This is a genomic window from Sinorhizobium sp., from assembly GCF_059070375.1.
Window position 1 is genome coordinate 862311 of the sequence record NZ_JCACWC010000002.1, and the last position, 15960, is coordinate 878270.

Sequence of the window (15960 nt, forward strand, 5' to 3'; positions counted from 1 at the left end):
CAGGACGGGAGGGCGTCATGAAAAGCAATGTTATCGGTATCGATATCGGTACGACAGGCACAAAAACAGGCGTCTATGACAAGGATGGGCGTCTTCTTGGGGAGGCCTGGGAGGAATCGGTGCTTCACTATCCGCGCTCCGGCGAGGTGGAACAGGATCCGGAGAAAATATTCCGCTCCGTCGTGAATACCATCAAGGCGGCGATGGACACGGCAGGCCTGTCGCCTGATTCGATTGCGGCCATCGCCCTGGATGGGCAGATGGCGGGCATCATGGCAGTCGACGAGGACTGGCAGCCGGTCACGCATTACGACAGCTGGCTGGACACACGCTGCGCACCCTATCTTGAAGAGTTGCGGCCGCATGAGGATGATATCCTCAAGACCTGCGGCATGGCGCTGGCCTTCAATCACGCACCGAAAATTCTCTATTGGCGCGAACGCTCTGACGTCTGGGATCGCATCGCCAGCTTCGTGCAGCCTGCCGCCTATGCCGCCGGAAAGCTGGCAGGCCTGAAAGGCAAAGATGCTTTCATGGATCGGACCTACCTGGTGTTCACGGGCTTTGGCAGCAGCGAACATTCAGTCTGGAACGAGGACCTGCTGTCGCGTTTCGGACTGACGACGGAGAAGCTTCCCAAGATCGTCCAGCCCTGGGACATCATCGGCAGCCTGCAGCCCGAATGGGCTGCTGTTACGGGCCTCGCCGCGGGCACGCCTATTGCGGCCGGTTGCGGCGACCAGAGCGCCAATGTGCTTGGCGCCGGCTTGGTCGATCCCGGCGCCGTCTTCGACACGTCCGGTACCGCATCGGTTTTTGCCACTGTCATCGACAGGTTCGGGGTCGACAGCGCCTATCGCTGCCTGATGACATGCCCGCATGTCATACCCGGATTGTATTTCCCGATGGCCTATCTTGCCGGCGGCGGGCTGAACCTGCGCTGGTTCAGGGATGCGATTTCCGCCAAGGAGAAAGCCGAATGGGAAATGGCTGGGGTAAATCCCTATGAGGCGCTCGCCAGCGCTGCCGAGGAGATTTCCGCCGGATCCGAGAAGTTGATCTTCCTGCCGCATCTGTCCGGGCGCAACACGCCGAACGATCCCGATATGCGGGGCGCCTTCCTGGGCCTCAGCTGGCGACACGGCAAGCCGCATATGGTGCGGGCGATCCTGGAGAGCATCGCCTACGAATATGCGTTCTATCTCGGCGCCGTCCGCGAGATCGCACCGGACTATCATCCGAAGTTTGCGATCAATATTGGCGGCGGCGCCCGTTCCGCCGTGCTCCGGCAGATCAAGGCGGATGCCCTGGGCCTTGATTATCGAACGCTTAACCGCGAGGAGTTCGGCACTCTGGGCAGTGCTATCGTCGCCGGACATGCCGTCGGACTGTTCCCCGATCTGCGCCAGACTGCCCGCGAATTCGCAGGAGAGCCGAACCAGTTCGCAACGGCACGCCGCGATCTGACCGAAACATATGCTCCCTATATCGCCTCCTATATCGATGCGATGGAAACGCTCTCCCCCATGTTTGCCCGTTTCAACAGGCTGCTTGCCTGAGCCCGGCTGGCCAAGACCGGTAGAGCGAATATCAGGCTGCGCTCTCTGGACCACGCCATGTGTTCACATGTCCCGGTGCCGGCGGAGTGTGATCAAGGATGGCTTGTACGACTTCTTTGAGGGTGGCGCGGAAGTGGGCCGGGTCACGCCAGCTTATCGGCCGAACCGCTGCTTGGTCCAGTTACATCAGCCGCTCGGCGGCAGTGTGCTTTTCCGCCGACGCGTTATCAACTGCCGCGATAGGTGGAATAGCCGTAAGGCGAGAGCAGCAGCGGCACGTGGTAATGGCTGTCGGCATCTGCAATGCCGAAGCGAAGGGGAACGAGCTCGAGAAAGGCGGGATCCGGAAGCGTCACGCCGGTTGACCTTAAATAGTCACCGGCATGGAAGACCAGTTCGTAGGTCCCGGTCGCAAACCCGTCCCCTTTCATGAGCGGCTCGTCGACGCGGCCGTCACTATTGGTATGGACCGAACGGATCAGGTGCCGCCCATCGCCTTCGAGCCGGTAGAGATCGATCTTCAGCCCGTGAGCGGGTCTGCCGAGCGCGGTGTCGAGAACATGGGTCGTCAGGCGGCCTGACTTGCTCATCGCGTTCACCCTTTGGATGGATCGGGAATGACGAAAGCCTCGTCGTAATGGAACTCTTCCAGGTTGTTGCCCGGCCCCTCGCGGTCGACGACGATGAACTCGCTGACGGCGCCCACTGACATCAACGGATGATGCCAGACATTGCGGCCGTAATTGACACCCTGCCTGCCATTCGCGAGGAAGACTCTCGGCCGGCCGGGACGGTCGCCTTCATCCTCGGCGACCACAACCAGCCACGGCCGGTCCCGGAGCGGCGAAAAGCTCTGGCTGCCGAGCGGGTGGCGCTCCATCATCGTCACGGAATAGGGAAATGCCCGGGGCTGCCCGCGAAAGATGTTGATGATGACGCCGGCGCCCTCTCCCGCCGCATCGACACGTGCGAGCGCGTGAAACCGCTCGGTATTGCCGCCGTTGATGAAGCGCATCGAGGCCGGGTCGGCCTCGATGATGCTGCCGAACGGCGCGAAAGCCTCCCTGGTCAGAGGCTCGATCGAAAGCATATGCGACATCAGCCTGCCGTTCCGGCTCTCTGTGCGCTGGCGCCCGAAGGCTCGGACGCTGAACGCGTCATCCCCGTCGCGCGGTCGGACAGATCAGGAAGGGTGTCAGGCATTGTCATCTCCCGGAAGCATGGATCGGAGCCGCAGGCGGGCGATCCGCTCCACCTCGGCACAGGCCGTTTCAAATTCCTCTTCCTTGGAATTGTCAATGCGCCTCTCGAAAGCGGCGAGGATGTCTTCCTTGGTCAGCCCCTTCACCGCGATGATGAAAGGAAAGCCGAATTTCCTGGTGTAGGTCGTGTTCAGCCCGGTGAAGCGCGCATGCTCTTCGGCGGAGAGCCGGTCGAGACCGGCAGACGCCTGCTCGGCTTTCGAATCGGCCGTGAGCTCGCCGGCCACCGCAAGCTTGCCTGCGAGATCGGGATGTGCCCGCAATACCCGGAGTCGTTCGGCCGGGGAAGCCGCGCGGAATGCGTTGCAGAGCGCCGAATGGACATTGCCTGCGGTCAAGCCGGAGGAAGCCGCACGATCATAGGCGCGTTCCGCCACCCAGGGCGAGTGCTCGAAGATGCCGCCGAAGCGTTTGATGAAATCATCGCGCCCCGACATCAGCGCGTACCGTTGGGTTTGTGATGTTCGTACCAGTGGCGCGCGATGTCGATGCGGCGCGGCACCCAGACCTTGTCGTGGGACATCACATAGTCGATGAACCGCGCGAGCGCCGCAGCGCGACCGGGACGCCCGACCAGGCGGCAGTGCAGGCCGATATTCATCATTTTGGGGCTGCCTTCCTTACCCTCCGCATAGAGCACGTCGAACGTGTCCTTGAGATAGGTGAAGAACTGGTCGCCGGAGTTGAAACCCTGATTGGTCGCGAAACGCATGTCGTTGGCGTCGAGCGTATAGGGAATGATGAGATGCGGATTGCCCGGCGTCAGTCCGGGGACCCAATAGGGAAGCTCGTCGGCATAGGAGTCGCAGGAATAGAGGAAGCCGCCCTCCTCCAGTACGAGCTTGAGCGTGTTTGCCGAGGGCTTGCCCTGATAGATGCCGAGCGGACGCTCGCCGGTCAGTTCGGTGTGCAGCCGCACGACCTCGCGGATGTGCTGGCGCTCGATGTCTTCGGGAACGTCCTTGTATTCGAGCCAGCGCAGGCCGTGGCTGGCGATCTCCCAGCCGGCCTCCTTCATGGCGGCGACGGCTTCCGGATTGCGTGCCATGGCAAGCGTCACGCCATAGACCGTCAGCGTCACGCCCCGGCTCGTGAACATCCGCCACAACCGCCAGAAGCCGGCGCGGGCGCCATATTCGTAGATCGACTCCATATTGAGGTTTCGCTGTCCAGCCCATGGCTGAGCGCCGACGATCTCCGACAGCAGACATTCGGACGCCGGATCGCCGTCGAGAATGCAGCTTTCGCCGCCCTCCTCATAGTTCAGCACGAACTGCACGGCGATATTGGCGTCGCCCGGCCAACGCACCTCAGGCGGCCTGCGTCCATAGCCGACGAGGTCGCGCGGATAGGAATTCTCGGACATGATTTCACCCTTCGACTTTTCCGGAACGGTAGCATCCCGCACCGGATTGTCGAGATGGGAAAAATGGCGATTCCGAAGTTACGGCCCGCCGGGAAGCGAGGCGGTCACCGCGACCGGCGGTGTGGCCCGAGTGTCGGGGCCGGGGCGCTGCCCGATCGAGAGTCCTGCCTTGGCGCGCGGGCGCGCGGAAATCTTTCCAAGCGGATGCTGCGAATGCACCCGCATCGGCGCTCCGGGCTCGTGCTCGATGAACAGAGCGAGGCTGCCGATCAGGAGCGGTTCGGTCAGCAGCGGTTCGAACAATCCGCGCAAGGGTGCCTCAACCCGCCGCCCCACATCGCCGTTCAGGGGGCCGGTCAGCGGCATGTGGAAACGATATTCGTCCATCACATGGGGATCGCCCCAGCGATGCAGATTGGTGAATTGCGGAGCCGTGAGCCTGTCCGGGTCCGCCCGCTCGATATCGTCCTCACTCAGCGGAGCGCGGAACCGGTCCAGCGCCTGCAGGACGCGGGCGGCGAGCAGGTGCATCGACTGGCTGGGCACCTCCGGCATCAACCCCCAGCACTGGCTGAGGCGTGCAACCTCCAGCCGCTCGATTTGAAACGGCGTCTCCCCGCTCGTGAAGAGCATCATCGCCTTGAGCAATTGCGCTTCGTCCATATCCGGCTTCAGGCGGAAGGGCGCCATGATCATCGCATGAAAGCCGAAGCGGCGTGGAACGGCCGTGTAGAAGGCCATCTCCGAAACGGCGAGGCCGGCAATCGACGGCAGTTCCACGGCCTCCCCGGAATAGACGCTGCGGCCGAGCCAGCTGGCAGCCGCCGCAGAAAGCGGGTCTCCCATCGGCGGGGTGAAACAGATCGCATAGCGCATGGCGCAAGCTCCGGAAGTCCGTGAAAGCGGAATGGGGAAACGTGCGCTCCGCCCGCATCCCGTTCGAGGTCCAATGGCGGCGTGTTAAGTGATTTGCGTGACAGATTGACGAATTGCGCCGGCCATAACGGAGTCGTGAAGCCTGTCTCGCCTATCGCAATGCCGCGATATGGTGCGCACAGTGGAACGTTTCCGGAAGCGCGACGGCTGGACGGCCGGCAATCTCGTCGACCACGGATCGCGCCAGAGCATGCGCCAATCCGAAGCTCACCTTGAAGCCGCCCGTCAGCACGAAGACCCGTTCGTGATCGGGGTGACGGCCGACCATGGGTTCGCGCTCCGTAGATCTGGGGCGCAGGCCCGCCCAGCGCTCGACCACCGGGGCGCCGCGCAATGCGGGTGCAAGAGCCGTTGCGCGGGCAAGCAGTGCATCGAGCTGGCCATCGGTGGAAAAGGGTTCCTCGAACCGGTTCTCGCTCGTGCTGCCGACCGCCACGTGGCCGCTTTCATGCGGGACGACATAGAGACCGTCGGCAAAGATGATGGGCAAGGCCGGATCGATGTCGGCGCGAAGCAGCGCGGCCTGTCCTTTGACCGCACCGCCGCTCGGCGCCCGCCGCGGCTGGGTCAAACGGTCGATGAAGGAGAAGCTTTCGACGCCCGCGGCGAGGATCAGGCGCTCAAAGGTCAAATCGCGCCCGTCGGCTAGCGCAAGCCGGCCGACCGCCGGGTCGAGCGAGACGACTTCCGCCCCTTCCTCGCATCGGACATGCGGAAACTGGTCCAAGGCAGCCCGCAGCATCGCAAGCAGGCTGCGCGGCGCCAACCGGGCTGCCAGCGTGTCATTGACGACACCGAAGGGCGCCGCATCGGCGGCCGGCCAACCGACTGCATCGGCATCGCGGACTTGCCAATGGAACGGGCGTGCCGGAGTATGCCAATTCTGCGCCGCATCCTGCTTGCGACCAAGGGCGATCTCCCGCAGATGCGGCTTACCGAGGGGCATGACACGGCCGCAGCGACGATAGCCTGCCGAGAGGCCCGTGGCTGTTTCAAGCTCGGCAATCTCGCCTTCGAGCGACACCAGGGCATCGAACTGGAACTGCTTCTTCTCGTTCCACCGGTCGGGCATATGCGGCATGAGCGCGCCGAGGAGACCGCCGCTCGCGCCGGAACCTATCAGCCTGCGCTCGAGGAGCCGCGTCGCGAACCCGGCGCGGGCGGCCATCACGGCGGCCCAGAGCCCCATGACGCCGCCGCCCACGATCAAAACTTCGCACATCGATTGACCTTCCCGGGCCGGAGAATTATCGGGTTCACCATGACAGGAACCGATCCCGGCCAGAGCCCTTCACCCTCGCGGCAAAACCTCGAATGGCACGAGGGCGATATGCCCTATTCGAAGGAATTTGGCGATCACTTTTATTGCCGCACCGACGGGCGGCTCGAATGCGGCCACGTCTTTCTTGCCGGCAACCGGCTGCCGGAACGCTGGCAGGCGGGCGGCCCGTTCACGATCGGCGAACTCGGCTTCGGCACGGGGCTCAATTTCTGCGAAACCTGGCGCCGCTGGAAACAATCGCCGGCCGCGGCCAGGAGCCTCCATTTCGTTTCCTTCGAGCGCTTTCCCATGCAAGCCGTGGATATCGGCCGGGCGCTGGCGCATTGGCCGGAAATCGACGAAGAGCGGCAGGCGCTCGTTGCCAATTGGCCCACGAACCCGGCCGGCCAGGTCGACATCGCATTCAGCGAAGAGGTTCGGCTCACGGTGGTGATCGGCACGGCGTTCGACGGCGTGTCAGCCTCCCCTCCGGACTTCGACGCCTGGTATCTCGACGGTTTCGCACCCTCTCGCAATCCGGACATGTGGTCGGAAGAACTCATGCGGCTGGTGTTCGACAGGACCGTCTCAGGCGGCAGCTTCGCGACCTATGCCGCAGCCGGCTTTGTCCGCCGCAACCTGGCGGCGGCGGGTTTCACCGTCGAACGTCGTCCCGGCTTTGCCGGCAAGCGGGAGATGCTGCGCGGCGACAAAGCCTGATTGCCCGAATCCGGACGTGCTTATCCGGGGAAGACTACGGACTTGACCGTCGCGATCAACTGATCGGTCGGAACCGCGACGCAATTGCGGTCGATCTCGGCAAGGGTCTTTTCCTTGACCTGGTGCGAGAGCAGCTTCCTCAGGTCGCCGAGCGTCCTGGGTGCCGCGCAAATCACGAGATTTTCGAAGGCCTGGTCGTGGGCATAGTGTTCGAGCTTCCCGGCGATCTCCACGGCGAAGCGATGTTGCTCCTCACGTACGGGGTCGCTGCTATATTCCATCGCCGAACGGCCGTGACCGACGGACGAATGGCTGCGTCCGGGTTTGTCGGCCATGATGTCCTGGCGACGCTTGGTCTCGATTTGAAATGTCTCCTCCTCCGGCTGCTGCCTGCCATCCTTCAGCAGGTTGACGTCCTTCACGATGCGCGCCGTGTTTCCATCGGCTGTCAAAATCCAGATCCGGTTCCGCACTATTGTCTCCCCGTGTAGATGGCAGATAGGTTGGCGAGGTACACGGACAGAACGGCTGAGGCCGCGTCAGGTTCCTTGCCGCCGAACATCTGCGCATTCCGTGTCGCGCGGCCCGCTCGCATCACCAGCCCGTCAGCAGCCGACAATCGGCGAGGTCAAGCGGCTAGATTGTACGCTGAGGCCCTTCTTCTGCAAGGGGAACATAGGTGACGCGCTGCTTCTTTGCCGGCTATGGCGCGGATGCAGGCGTGTGGTCATGCCCTTTCGCCCGGGGGCGCCGTTTCGCGCCTGCCGGCGCGACGAGACGGCATGCTTTCGCAGCTGCGAAAAGATGCAGCTTGACTTTCCGGCGCAAAACAACGATCTAAGGCCTGCGTCACCTTCCGGCCGCCGCGTGAGCGCGCCCTCGGCATCACTTCGAAGCCGTGAAGAAGGAAAAGCGCGAAACATCGCCGCCCTCCGCGGCAGCACAGGCGCCTGACGATTTTCTATTAACCCACAAGTTCCCAATTCACGCGGGGTTCTTGACGCCAGATGACACCGGAACCGCATCCTGCTGTTCCGGCGAGAGCGTTTGGCGCCCCGAAAGGTATATGCATTGACCACTTTCAAAGAGCTTGGCCTCTCCGAGCACATTGTGGCGACACTCTCCGCCAATGGTTTCGAAAAGCCGACGCCCATCCAGGCTCAAGCCATTCCGCTGGTCCTGAAAGACCATGACCTGATCGGCCTTGCGCAGACGGGCACCGGCAAGACCGCTGCATTCGGCCTGCCGATGATCGAAAAGCTCGTCGCCGATGGCAGACGCCCCGATCCGCGCAACATCCGCGCGCTCGTGCTTGCCCCCACGCGCGAACTGGTGAATCAGATCGCGACCAACCTGAAGCTTTTCGTGAAGAAGAGCCCGCTCAAGATCGGCCTCGTCGTCGGTGGCGTTTCGATCAACAAGCAGACCGAACAGCTCGCCCGTGGCGTCGACATTCTCGTCGCGACCCCTGGCCGCCTGCTCGACCTCGTTTCGCGCAAGGCGGTGACGCTGACCCAGGCTCGCTATCTCGTTCTCGACGAGGCCGACCAGATGCTTGATCTCGGCTTCATCCATGACCTGCGCAAGATTTCCAAGCTGGTGCCGAAGAACCGTCAGACGCTGCTCTTCTCCGCAACCATGCCCAAGCTGATTGCCGAGCTTGCCGGCGAATACCTGACCGACCCGGTCAAGGTCGAAGTCTCGCCTCCGGGCAAAGCCGCCGACAAGGTCGAACAATATGTGCATTTCGTCCCCGGCAAGGACCTGAAGACGACGATCCTGAAGCAGACTCTGACTGCCAATCCCGATGGGCTGTCGCTGATTTTCAGCCGCACCAAGCATGGTGCCGAGAAGCTGATGAAGCATCTCGACCATGTCGGCTTCAAGGCCGCCTCGATCCATGGCAACAAGAGCCAGGGTCAGCGGGAGCGTGCGCTGAAGGCATTCCGCGACGGTGAGATCCGCGTGCTCGTGGCGACGGACGTGGCCGCCCGCGGGATCGACATTCCGGGCGTCACCCACGTCTACAACTACGACCTGCCGGAAGTGCCCGACGCCTATGTGCACCGTATCGGCCGTACGGCCCGCAACGGCCGAGACGGCATCGCGATCGCCTTCTGCGCGCCGGACGAAATCCGCCTGCTCCGCGACATCGAAAAGCTGATGGGCATCCAGATCGCTGTCGCCAGCGGCGAAGCGCCGGCCGACCAGGCCCGCCCCTCCAAGGGCCGTGGCGGCCGCGGCAACGGTCAGCCTCGCGGTAACGGCCAGCCTCGCGGCAATGGCGCAGGACAGCGCCAGGGCGGACCTCGCCGCGATCGGCCGGAGCGCCAGGCGGCAGCGGGCGGATTCGCCGGCGACGACCTGCTGCGCGACGAGCGCTCGCACGAGCGCCGCGACCAGCGCGCTGCCGGGCATGGACCGGCGGACGGAAGGCCGGAAGGCCACCGCAATCACAAGGCGCAGAAGCACCATGGGCGGCCCGGTCCACAGCAGGCCGGCCGCCGCGGAAGCGAACAGTCCGGCGAACGCAATGGCGGCGGCAATCGACCGCAGCGTGCCGACGGTCGCGGCCATCAGCGCTAGAGCACTTCGAGGATAAGTGCATAGCGTCAAAGACTTCGAGTGTTTGATGTTTCAATGCATTGAACGCTCTTAGGCGCCAAGCGTCGTGGACACGGCGGGTAGATCCCCGCCGTTTCGACACCCTGCATCACCTGCGCCGGTCAGCCCTTGGGCCTGACAGACTGATAGATCGCGCTGGTGCCGTCCCTGTTCACCGCGAACACGTCATAGGATGCGCGCGGGTCGTCTCCCATGCCCAGCGATCCGACGGGCATGCCCGGGACCGCGATGCCGGCAATGTCCGGACGCTCGGCGAGAAGCCTTTCGACGGCATCGAGCGGCACGTGGCCCTCCACGTAATAACCGCCGACCACGGCGGTATGGCAACCCTGCATCTCATCCGGGATCGCATGGCGCTGCTTGATCGCAGACAGGTCGTCGACGTTCTCGATCTTTACCTGGAAGCCGGCTCCCTTCATCGCCGCGGCCCACTCATGGCAGCAGCCGCAATTGGGATCCTTGTAGACGACCATTACGCGCCCGGCTGCCAAGGCCGGCCCGATCATCCAAACCGACGCGGTCGCGGCCGCGGAAATCAGAAACGCTCTTCTTCTCATCGCTGCTCTCCATTGTACGCGTGTTGTGCGGCATTGAAATGGCCGGCTTTCGTCGATGCACCCGGTGAGGGCAGCCGCCAGCCCTTCACGACGCCATAAACGGCCGGAATGACCACCAAGGTGAGGATCGTCGAGGATACCATTCCGCCGATCATCGGGACAGCGATCCACTGCATGACCTCCGACCCGGACCCGGCCGGACCCGTTCGACCGCCCACACCATGAGTTGCGGCCGACGATACCGGGCAGTGCGATCGACAGGGCTTCGAGTGCACCCCGTCATCGCGTTCGTCAAACCGCCTGCGCTTCCTTTGCGCTGTCGCTCGCGGCTGTTCCGTTGGCCGGCTTGCGGTTGGTGAGATAGACCCCTGTGACGGCAATTACCGTGCCGACGATCATCGGCCAGGTCAGCGCTTCTCCGAAGAACAGAGCCGCCTCGCCGGCGGCGAGCGGCGGCACCAGATAAATCAGCGATGCCGCGCGCGATACCTGCCCGCGCCGAATGAGATAGAGCAGGAGTGCGATCGCTCCCATCGAGAGGCCCAGCACCGACCAGGCGAGCGCCGCGACAAGTTCGATATTCCAGGTGACCCGCAGGTCCTCGAGCATGAGCGCCAGAGGGATGGTCACGAGGAGCGCTCCCACGTATTGCAACGCTGCAATCGACCGGATGTCGCCAGTCTGCAGGTACCGTTTCTGATAGAGCGTCCCGTAGGTGACGGCGGCCATGCCGAGAACGTTGACGGCCAGCGGCAGCAGGTGGATCGGCGTTGCGGCCGAGTCGATCGCCAGCATTTTCGGCGCGACCGCAAGCGCGATGCCGCAAAAGCCGAGGATAAGGCCCAGCTTCTGCTGGCCCGCCAGCTTCTCGCCGATCAGCCAAGGCGCGGCCGCAGCCGTCATCAGGGGTTGCAAGCCGGCAATGATGCCGGAGATCGCCGCGGGCACACCCTGCCCGATCGCCCACCAGACGGCACCGAGATAGAGGCCGTGGAGGAAGACGCCGGACACGACGGCATGGCCGATCGCCGTCGCCGAGCGCGGCCAGCGCGCCCCGCTCAGGAGACAGAAGCCGATGAAGAGCAGAATGGCGAAGCTATAGCGCAGCGCCAGGAAGGTCAGCGGATCGGCGAAGATGGCCGCATATTTTGCAACGACCCAGCCTGTCGACCAGAGCAGCACGAAGATGGCCGGGGCCAGGCGGGCGAGCATGAAATCTTTCCTGAGCAAATGGATAGGGGACGATCCGAGCAGGATCGCCGCTGCCGCGATAGAGCGGCGACAGCGCCCGGTCAAAGGAATTTTTCTGATCGATAGTATCAGCGAATCGGAACGGCCGCTCCACAACCTGCTGAACGCGTCTCCTCGAATCCTATGGGCCTAAAATCCGGGCATCAGCCTGTTTTTTCTGCGCAGCCCGAAGTCCAGGCTGCGCGTGCCCCTGCCCCGGTTTTCGCCCGGAAACGCGGAAAACGGCCGCGCCGCCACCCGCCAAAATTCTTCGATCGCAAATGTGCACGCTTCTTGCATTGCACTCTGCGTTGTATTCAAATGGTCGAAAATAAGGGGATCACGCCTTTGGTATTTGACGAAATGATCAATGCGGACAGCAGTCCGCGCCAGCCATATTCGACCTATCATCAATGGTATGCCAGTCAGGACAGAAACCGGCTCATCGCGAAATCGAAGGAAGCCGAAAAGATTTTTCGTAAGACGGGCATCACCTTCGCAGTCTACGGACACGCGGATTCCTCCGAAAAACTGATCCCCTTCGATCTCATACCCCGCATCATCTCCGGGCGCGAATGGCGCCGGCTCGCCCAAGGCATCGAACAGCGCGTCATCGCGCTCAACGCTTTTCTCGACGACATCTATCACAAGCAGGAGATCATCCGCGCCGGTCGCATCCCGCGCGAACTGATCGAGAAGAACGACACCTTCCTCCCGCAGATGATCGGCTTCCGGCCGCCGGGCGGCGTCTACACCCACATCGTCGGTACCGACATCGTACGCACCGGCGAAGACCAGTACTATGTTCTGGAGGACAATGCCCGCACGCCCTCCGGTGTCAGCTATATGCTGGAAAACCGCGAAACCATGATGCAGATGTTTCCGGAGCTGTTTCACCAGAACCGCGTGCGACCGGTGGAGAACTATCCCAATCTGCTTCGCCAGAGCCTTTCCTCGCTCGCCCCGGCCGGCTGCGAGGGCAAGCCGCGCGTTGCCGTCCTCACGCCCGGCATCTACAACTCGGCCTTCTACGAGCACGCGTTCCTGGCGGATATGATGGGCGTCGAACTGGTGGAGGGCTCGGACCTGCGCGTCATCGACGGCAGGGTAAAGATGCGCACGACGCGCGGCTACGAGGCGATCGACGTACTTTACCGGCGCGTCGACGACGATTTCCTGGACCCCCTCACCTTCCGCCCGGATTCCGCCCTCGGGATACCGGGGATCATGGATGTCTATCGCGCCGGCAACATCACCATCGCCAATGCCCCCGGCACCGGCATTTCCGACGACAAGGCGATCTATTCCTATATGCCGGAAATCGTCGAGTTCTATACCGGCCGCAAACCCCTGCTCGAGAACGTGCCCACCTGGCGCTGCTCGGAACCGGAGAGCCTCAAATACGTACTCGAGCATCTCGCCGAACTCGTCGTCAAGGAGGTTCACGGCTCCGGCGGCTATGGCATGCTCGTCGGCCCGACCGCGACAAAAAAGGAATGTGCAGCCTTTGCCGAGAAGCTCAAATCCCGCCCCGGCAACTACATCGCCCAGCCGACATTGTCGCTTTCGACGGTGCCCATCATGGTCAAAAAGGGCATTGCGCCGCGCCACGTCGATCTGCGTCCCTATGTGCTCGTCTCCGACAAGGTTCAGATTATTCCGGGCGGCCTGACCCGCGTGGCCCTGAAAGAAGGCTCCCTGGTGGTGAATTCCAGCCAGGGCGGCGGGACCAAGGATACCTGGGTGCTGGAGGACTGAGGCCATGCTGGGAAGAACTGCGAACGGCCTCTACTGGATGTTCCGCTATATCGAGCGCGCGGAGAACAGCGCCCGCCTCATCGATGCCGGATTGCGCATGTCGCTCACGCGCAGCGAAGCGGCCGAGGACGACTGGGACGGGGTGTTGCAAAGCGCGGACGTGCGAGAGCTCTATGACCAGGTCCACGAAGGATTGACCAGCAGCGACGCGATCGACTTCCTCCTGCGTGACCGCGCCAACCCGTCAAGCGTGATGTCGTGCATCGAGGCTGGGCGCAACAACGCCCGCATGGTCCGCACGGCGCTCACGCGCGAGACATGGGAAGCGATCAACGAATGCTGGATCGAAATGAAGGGGATCCTCGCCAGGAGGGCGAAGACCACCGACATGCCGGAGATCATCGACACGATCAAGCGGCGGGCCGGGCTTATCCGGGGCGCCTTCCACGGCACGATGCTCAGGAACGAGATCTTCAACTTCTCTCGCATCGGCACCTTCATCGAGAGGGCCGACAACACCGCACGCATCCTCGACGTCAAATATTACGTGCTTCTGCCGGCAGTCTCCGCGGTCGGATCGTCCATGGACAACGTCCAATGGGAATCGATCCTGCGCTCGGTCTCCGCACACCGCTCCTATGGCTGGGTCTATGACGCCGAACTCAGGCCCGCAAATATTGCCGACTTCCTGATCGCAAACGGCCGCATGCCGCGCTCGCTGGCCTATTGCTACGACAAGCTCGTCTCCAATCTCGGTTATCTCGCGCGCGAATACGGCGAGCGTCACGCGGCTCACGAGACCGCCGAGCAGACGCTCGGCTTGCTGCGCAGCCAGTCGATCGCGGAAATCATGGATCAGGGGCTACACCAATATCTCAAGGAGTTCATTAGCCAGAACAATCGCCTCGGCCAGGAAATCTCAGATGGTTACCGGTTCTATCAATGAGCTTCAGGGGGCGTAGATGTATCTGAAAATCAGCCACACGACCGAGTATCATTACGACCAACCGGTACAATACGCATTGCAGCGACTGCGCCTCACGCCGGTGAATCTGCCGGGCCAGACGGTGCGGAACTGGAAGACGCTGGTGGACGGGGCCGCCATCGAGGTGAGCTATGACGACCAGTTCGGCAACCGCACGCATCTCGTCAGCGTCGACGCCGATCGAACGACCCTTTGCGTAGAGGCGAGAGGCGAAGTCGAAACGGAAGACCGGGCCGGCGTATTCGGCGCTCACCAGTCCTATGTACCGCTGTGGCTCTACGCCCGCGAAACCCCGCTCACCAAGCCGGGCAAGCGTATCCGCGAACTCGCGAAAGCCGCCGGAGGCGCCACTGAACTCGAGCGCATGCACGCGCTTATGACGCTCATTCACGAGACCGTACGCTACGAACCGGGCGAGACCCAGGTCGGGACCTCCGCCGAGGAGGCACTGGAGCGCGGCAAGGGCGTATGCCAGGATCATGCCCATGTCCTGATCTCCGCCGCGCGCACCCTTGGCCTGCCCGCACGCTACGTCTCCGGCTATCTCATGATGGAGGATCATCCGCAGCAGACCGCAAGCCACGCCTGGGCCGACGTGCACATTGCCGGCCTTGGCTGGGTCGGGTTCGATCCCGCCAACAAGGTCTGCCCGGACGACCGCTATGTCCGCATCGCCTCGGGACTATGTTACCGCGATGCTTCGCCGGTTTCGGGACTGGTGCACGGTACAGGCACCGAGACCCTGAAGGTGGCTGTGACGGTCGAGCAACAAGGACAGAGCCAAGCTCAGAATTGAAGCGGCCCTTAGAGCACTTCCGGGAGAAGTGTGTAACGGGTTTTCCGTCCGCAAGTGCGTCGATCAAAATGGATAGAGCATTTCAGTGTTTCCATTGAAATGCTCTGTTGTGGAAGAGGTTGGATCCTTTCACGTTTCATTGAACGCGGGAAAGGATCCAGGCAGGCCTCCAGCTCCACTTACCGCGATGCAGTCGACTGCAGGATCCGGCAAAGAGCGACCAGTCCCCGGTCATAGCCGCCACTGACGACATCACGGCAGCGCTTCAGTACCGTGCGCCGCTCGTTGGGGGACATGGCGTTGAAAGCTGCGATCGGGGTCTGGCCGGGGGTGCCTATACCGCCCGCGCCCCCACCGGCACCCGGTCCGCCACCGCTGCCACCGCTGCCGCCGTTGCCGGGACCACCTCCGCCGCCCGCGCTGCCGCCGCCAAGACCGAGGCCAACATCCAATCCGGCTCCGCTTCCGCCGCCGGCATTCGCACTCACATTGGCGTTGAGACCGCGGCTGCCTCCGAGCGAAACGTCCGCATCGGCGTCGATGCCGTTGCCGCCGCCGACATTTGCGCTGACAGTGCTGTTGAGGCCGCGGCTGCCGCCCGCATTTGCATTGGCATTGGCGCTGATGCCGCGGCTGCCGCCGACGGATGCCGTGGCCGAAGTATTGACCCCGCGCGATCCTCCGACGGACGCATCGACGTCGGCGCTGACACCTCTGGATGCGCCAAGCGATGCGCCGACATTGGCGTTGACGCCCCGCGAACCTCCGAGAGACACTCCGACGTTCAGGCCACCATTGCCTCCGACGCTTTGGGCAAAGCCGGGAGTACTGGGAATAAAGGTCAGACTCGTCATGAGACCGACAGAGAGAACGAAGGCTTTCTTCCGCATGTTCACTTCCTCTTG

Annotated in this window: 16 protein-coding genes and 1 pseudogene; 6 read left to right on the forward strand and 11 right to left on the reverse strand. The window is 63.0% G+C overall.

Translation table 11 applies throughout. The annotated features are described in order from the left end of the window. Positions 1 to 17: 17 nt before the first annotated feature. Complete coding sequence (locus tag AC5J09_RS08550; protein ID WP_494297412.1) at positions 18 to 1559, forward strand: FGGY-family carbohydrate kinase; 1542 nt, start codon at positions 18 to 20, stop codon at positions 1557 to 1559. 227 nt (positions 1560 to 1786) lie between these two features. On the opposite strand, the gene uraH is transcribed toward AC5J09_RS08550, so the two are convergent. From uraH to AC5J09_RS08580, 6 genes are all read right to left on the reverse strand, one after another. After that, positions 1787 to 2149: a hydroxyisourate hydrolase gene (uraH, locus tag AC5J09_RS08555; protein WP_494297413.1), complete on the reverse strand. Its 363-nt coding sequence runs from the start codon at positions 2147 to 2149 to the stop codon at positions 1787 to 1789. Positions 2150 to 2154: 5 nt separating this feature from the next. Beyond that, positions 2155 to 2658 carry an ureidoglycolate lyase gene (locus AC5J09_RS08560; RefSeq protein ID WP_100670087.1) on the reverse strand — a complete coding sequence of 168 codons (504 nt, stop codon included), beginning with the start codon at positions 2656 to 2658 and terminating at the stop codon, positions 2155 to 2157. 96 nt (positions 2659 to 2754) lie between these two features. After that, a complete protein-coding gene (gene uraD, locus AC5J09_RS08565) occupies positions 2755 to 3258 on the reverse strand; it encodes a 2-oxo-4-hydroxy-4-carboxy-5-ureidoimidazoline decarboxylase (protein ID WP_100670086.1) in 504 nt (167 codons plus the stop codon). Continuing rightward, on the reverse strand, positions 3258 to 4187 hold the full coding sequence (puuE, locus tag AC5J09_RS08570; RefSeq protein ID WP_100670085.1) for an allantoinase PuuE: 930 nt from the start codon (positions 4185 to 4187) through the stop codon (positions 3258 to 3260). Before puuE ends, uraD begins: the two co-directional genes overlap by 1 nt. A 78-nt stretch (positions 4188 to 4265) precedes the next feature. Continuing rightward, positions 4266 to 5063, reverse strand: a complete 798-nt coding sequence (locus tag AC5J09_RS08575; protein ID WP_494297414.1) for a DUF1045 domain-containing protein — start codon at positions 5061 to 5063, stop codon at positions 4266 to 4268. A gap of 151 nt (positions 5064 to 5214) precedes the next feature. Beyond that, positions 5215 to 6345, reverse strand: coding sequence for an NAD(P)/FAD-dependent oxidoreductase (locus AC5J09_RS08580; protein ID WP_494297415.1), 1131 nt, complete (start codon positions 6343 to 6345; stop codon positions 5215 to 5217). A 39-nt stretch (positions 6346 to 6384) separates the two neighbouring features. Between AC5J09_RS08580 and mnmC2 the strand changes: the two genes are divergently transcribed. Continuing rightward, a complete protein-coding gene (gene mnmC2 / locus AC5J09_RS08585) occupies positions 6385 to 7104 on the forward strand; it encodes a tRNA (5-methylaminomethyl-2-thiouridine)(34)-methyltransferase MnmC2 (protein WP_324763559.1) in 720 nt (239 codons plus the stop codon). Between the two features lie 20 nt (positions 7105 to 7124). Here mnmC2 and AC5J09_RS08590 read toward each other — a convergent pair whose 3' ends face one another. After that, positions 7125 to 7577: a host attachment protein gene (locus AC5J09_RS08590; RefSeq protein WP_018098317.1), complete on the reverse strand. Its 453-nt coding sequence runs from the start codon at positions 7575 to 7577 to the stop codon at positions 7125 to 7127. A gap of 598 nt (positions 7578 to 8175) precedes the next feature. Here AC5J09_RS08590 and AC5J09_RS08595 point away from each other — a divergent pair. After that, on the forward strand, positions 8176 to 9690 hold the full coding sequence (locus tag AC5J09_RS08595; protein ID WP_494297416.1) for a DEAD/DEAH box helicase: 1515 nt from the start codon (positions 8176 to 8178) through the stop codon (positions 9688 to 9690). 140 nt (positions 9691 to 9830) lie between these two features. On the opposite strand, the gene AC5J09_RS08600 is transcribed toward AC5J09_RS08595, so the two are convergent. From AC5J09_RS08600 to AC5J09_RS08610, 3 genes and pseudogenes are all read right to left on the reverse strand, one after another. Next, the gene (locus AC5J09_RS08600) at positions 9831 to 10286 is read right to left on the reverse strand and encodes a DUF411 domain-containing protein (RefSeq protein ID WP_026168960.1); all 456 of its coding nucleotides are present in this window, start codon (positions 10284 to 10286) and stop codon (positions 9831 to 9833) included. Next, positions 10283 to 10480, reverse strand: a pseudogene (locus AC5J09_RS08605) (efflux RND transporter permease subunit); the annotation flags it as partial. The gene AC5J09_RS08600 and the pseudogene AC5J09_RS08605, both read right to left, overlap by 4 nt. Before the next feature lie 97 nt (positions 10481 to 10577). Continuing rightward, positions 10578 to 11498 (reverse strand): DMT family transporter, encoded by a 921-nt coding sequence (locus AC5J09_RS08610; RefSeq protein WP_494297417.1) that lies wholly within the window; start codon positions 11496 to 11498, stop codon positions 10578 to 10580. A gap of 381 nt (positions 11499 to 11879) precedes the next feature. Here AC5J09_RS08610 and AC5J09_RS08615 point away from each other — a divergent pair, with 381 nt between their 5' ends. The 3 genes from AC5J09_RS08615 to AC5J09_RS08625 are packed head-to-tail and all read left to right on the forward strand — an operon-like array spanning position 11880 to position 15055. Beyond that, positions 11880 to 13274: a circularly permuted type 2 ATP-grasp protein gene (locus AC5J09_RS08615; RefSeq protein WP_018098310.1), complete on the forward strand. Its 1395-nt coding sequence runs from the start codon at positions 11880 to 11882 to the stop codon at positions 13272 to 13274. 4 nt (positions 13275 to 13278) lie between these two features. Beyond that, on the forward strand, positions 13279 to 14220 hold the full coding sequence (locus AC5J09_RS08620; protein WP_494297418.1) for an alpha-E domain-containing protein: 942 nt from the start codon (positions 13279 to 13281) through the stop codon (positions 14218 to 14220). Positions 14221 to 14236: 16 nt separating this feature from the next. Further along, positions 14237 to 15055 carry a transglutaminase family protein gene (locus tag AC5J09_RS08625; RefSeq protein ID WP_494297419.1) on the forward strand — a complete coding sequence of 273 codons (819 nt, stop codon included), beginning with the start codon at positions 14237 to 14239 and terminating at the stop codon, positions 15053 to 15055. A gap of 179 nt (positions 15056 to 15234) precedes the next feature. Here AC5J09_RS08625 and AC5J09_RS08630 read toward each other — a convergent pair whose 3' ends face one another. Next, the gene (locus tag AC5J09_RS08630) at positions 15235 to 15945 is read right to left on the reverse strand and encodes a hypothetical protein (RefSeq protein WP_494297420.1); all 711 of its coding nucleotides are present in this window, start codon (positions 15943 to 15945) and stop codon (positions 15235 to 15237) included. Between the last annotated feature and the right edge of the window lie 15 nt (positions 15946 to 15960).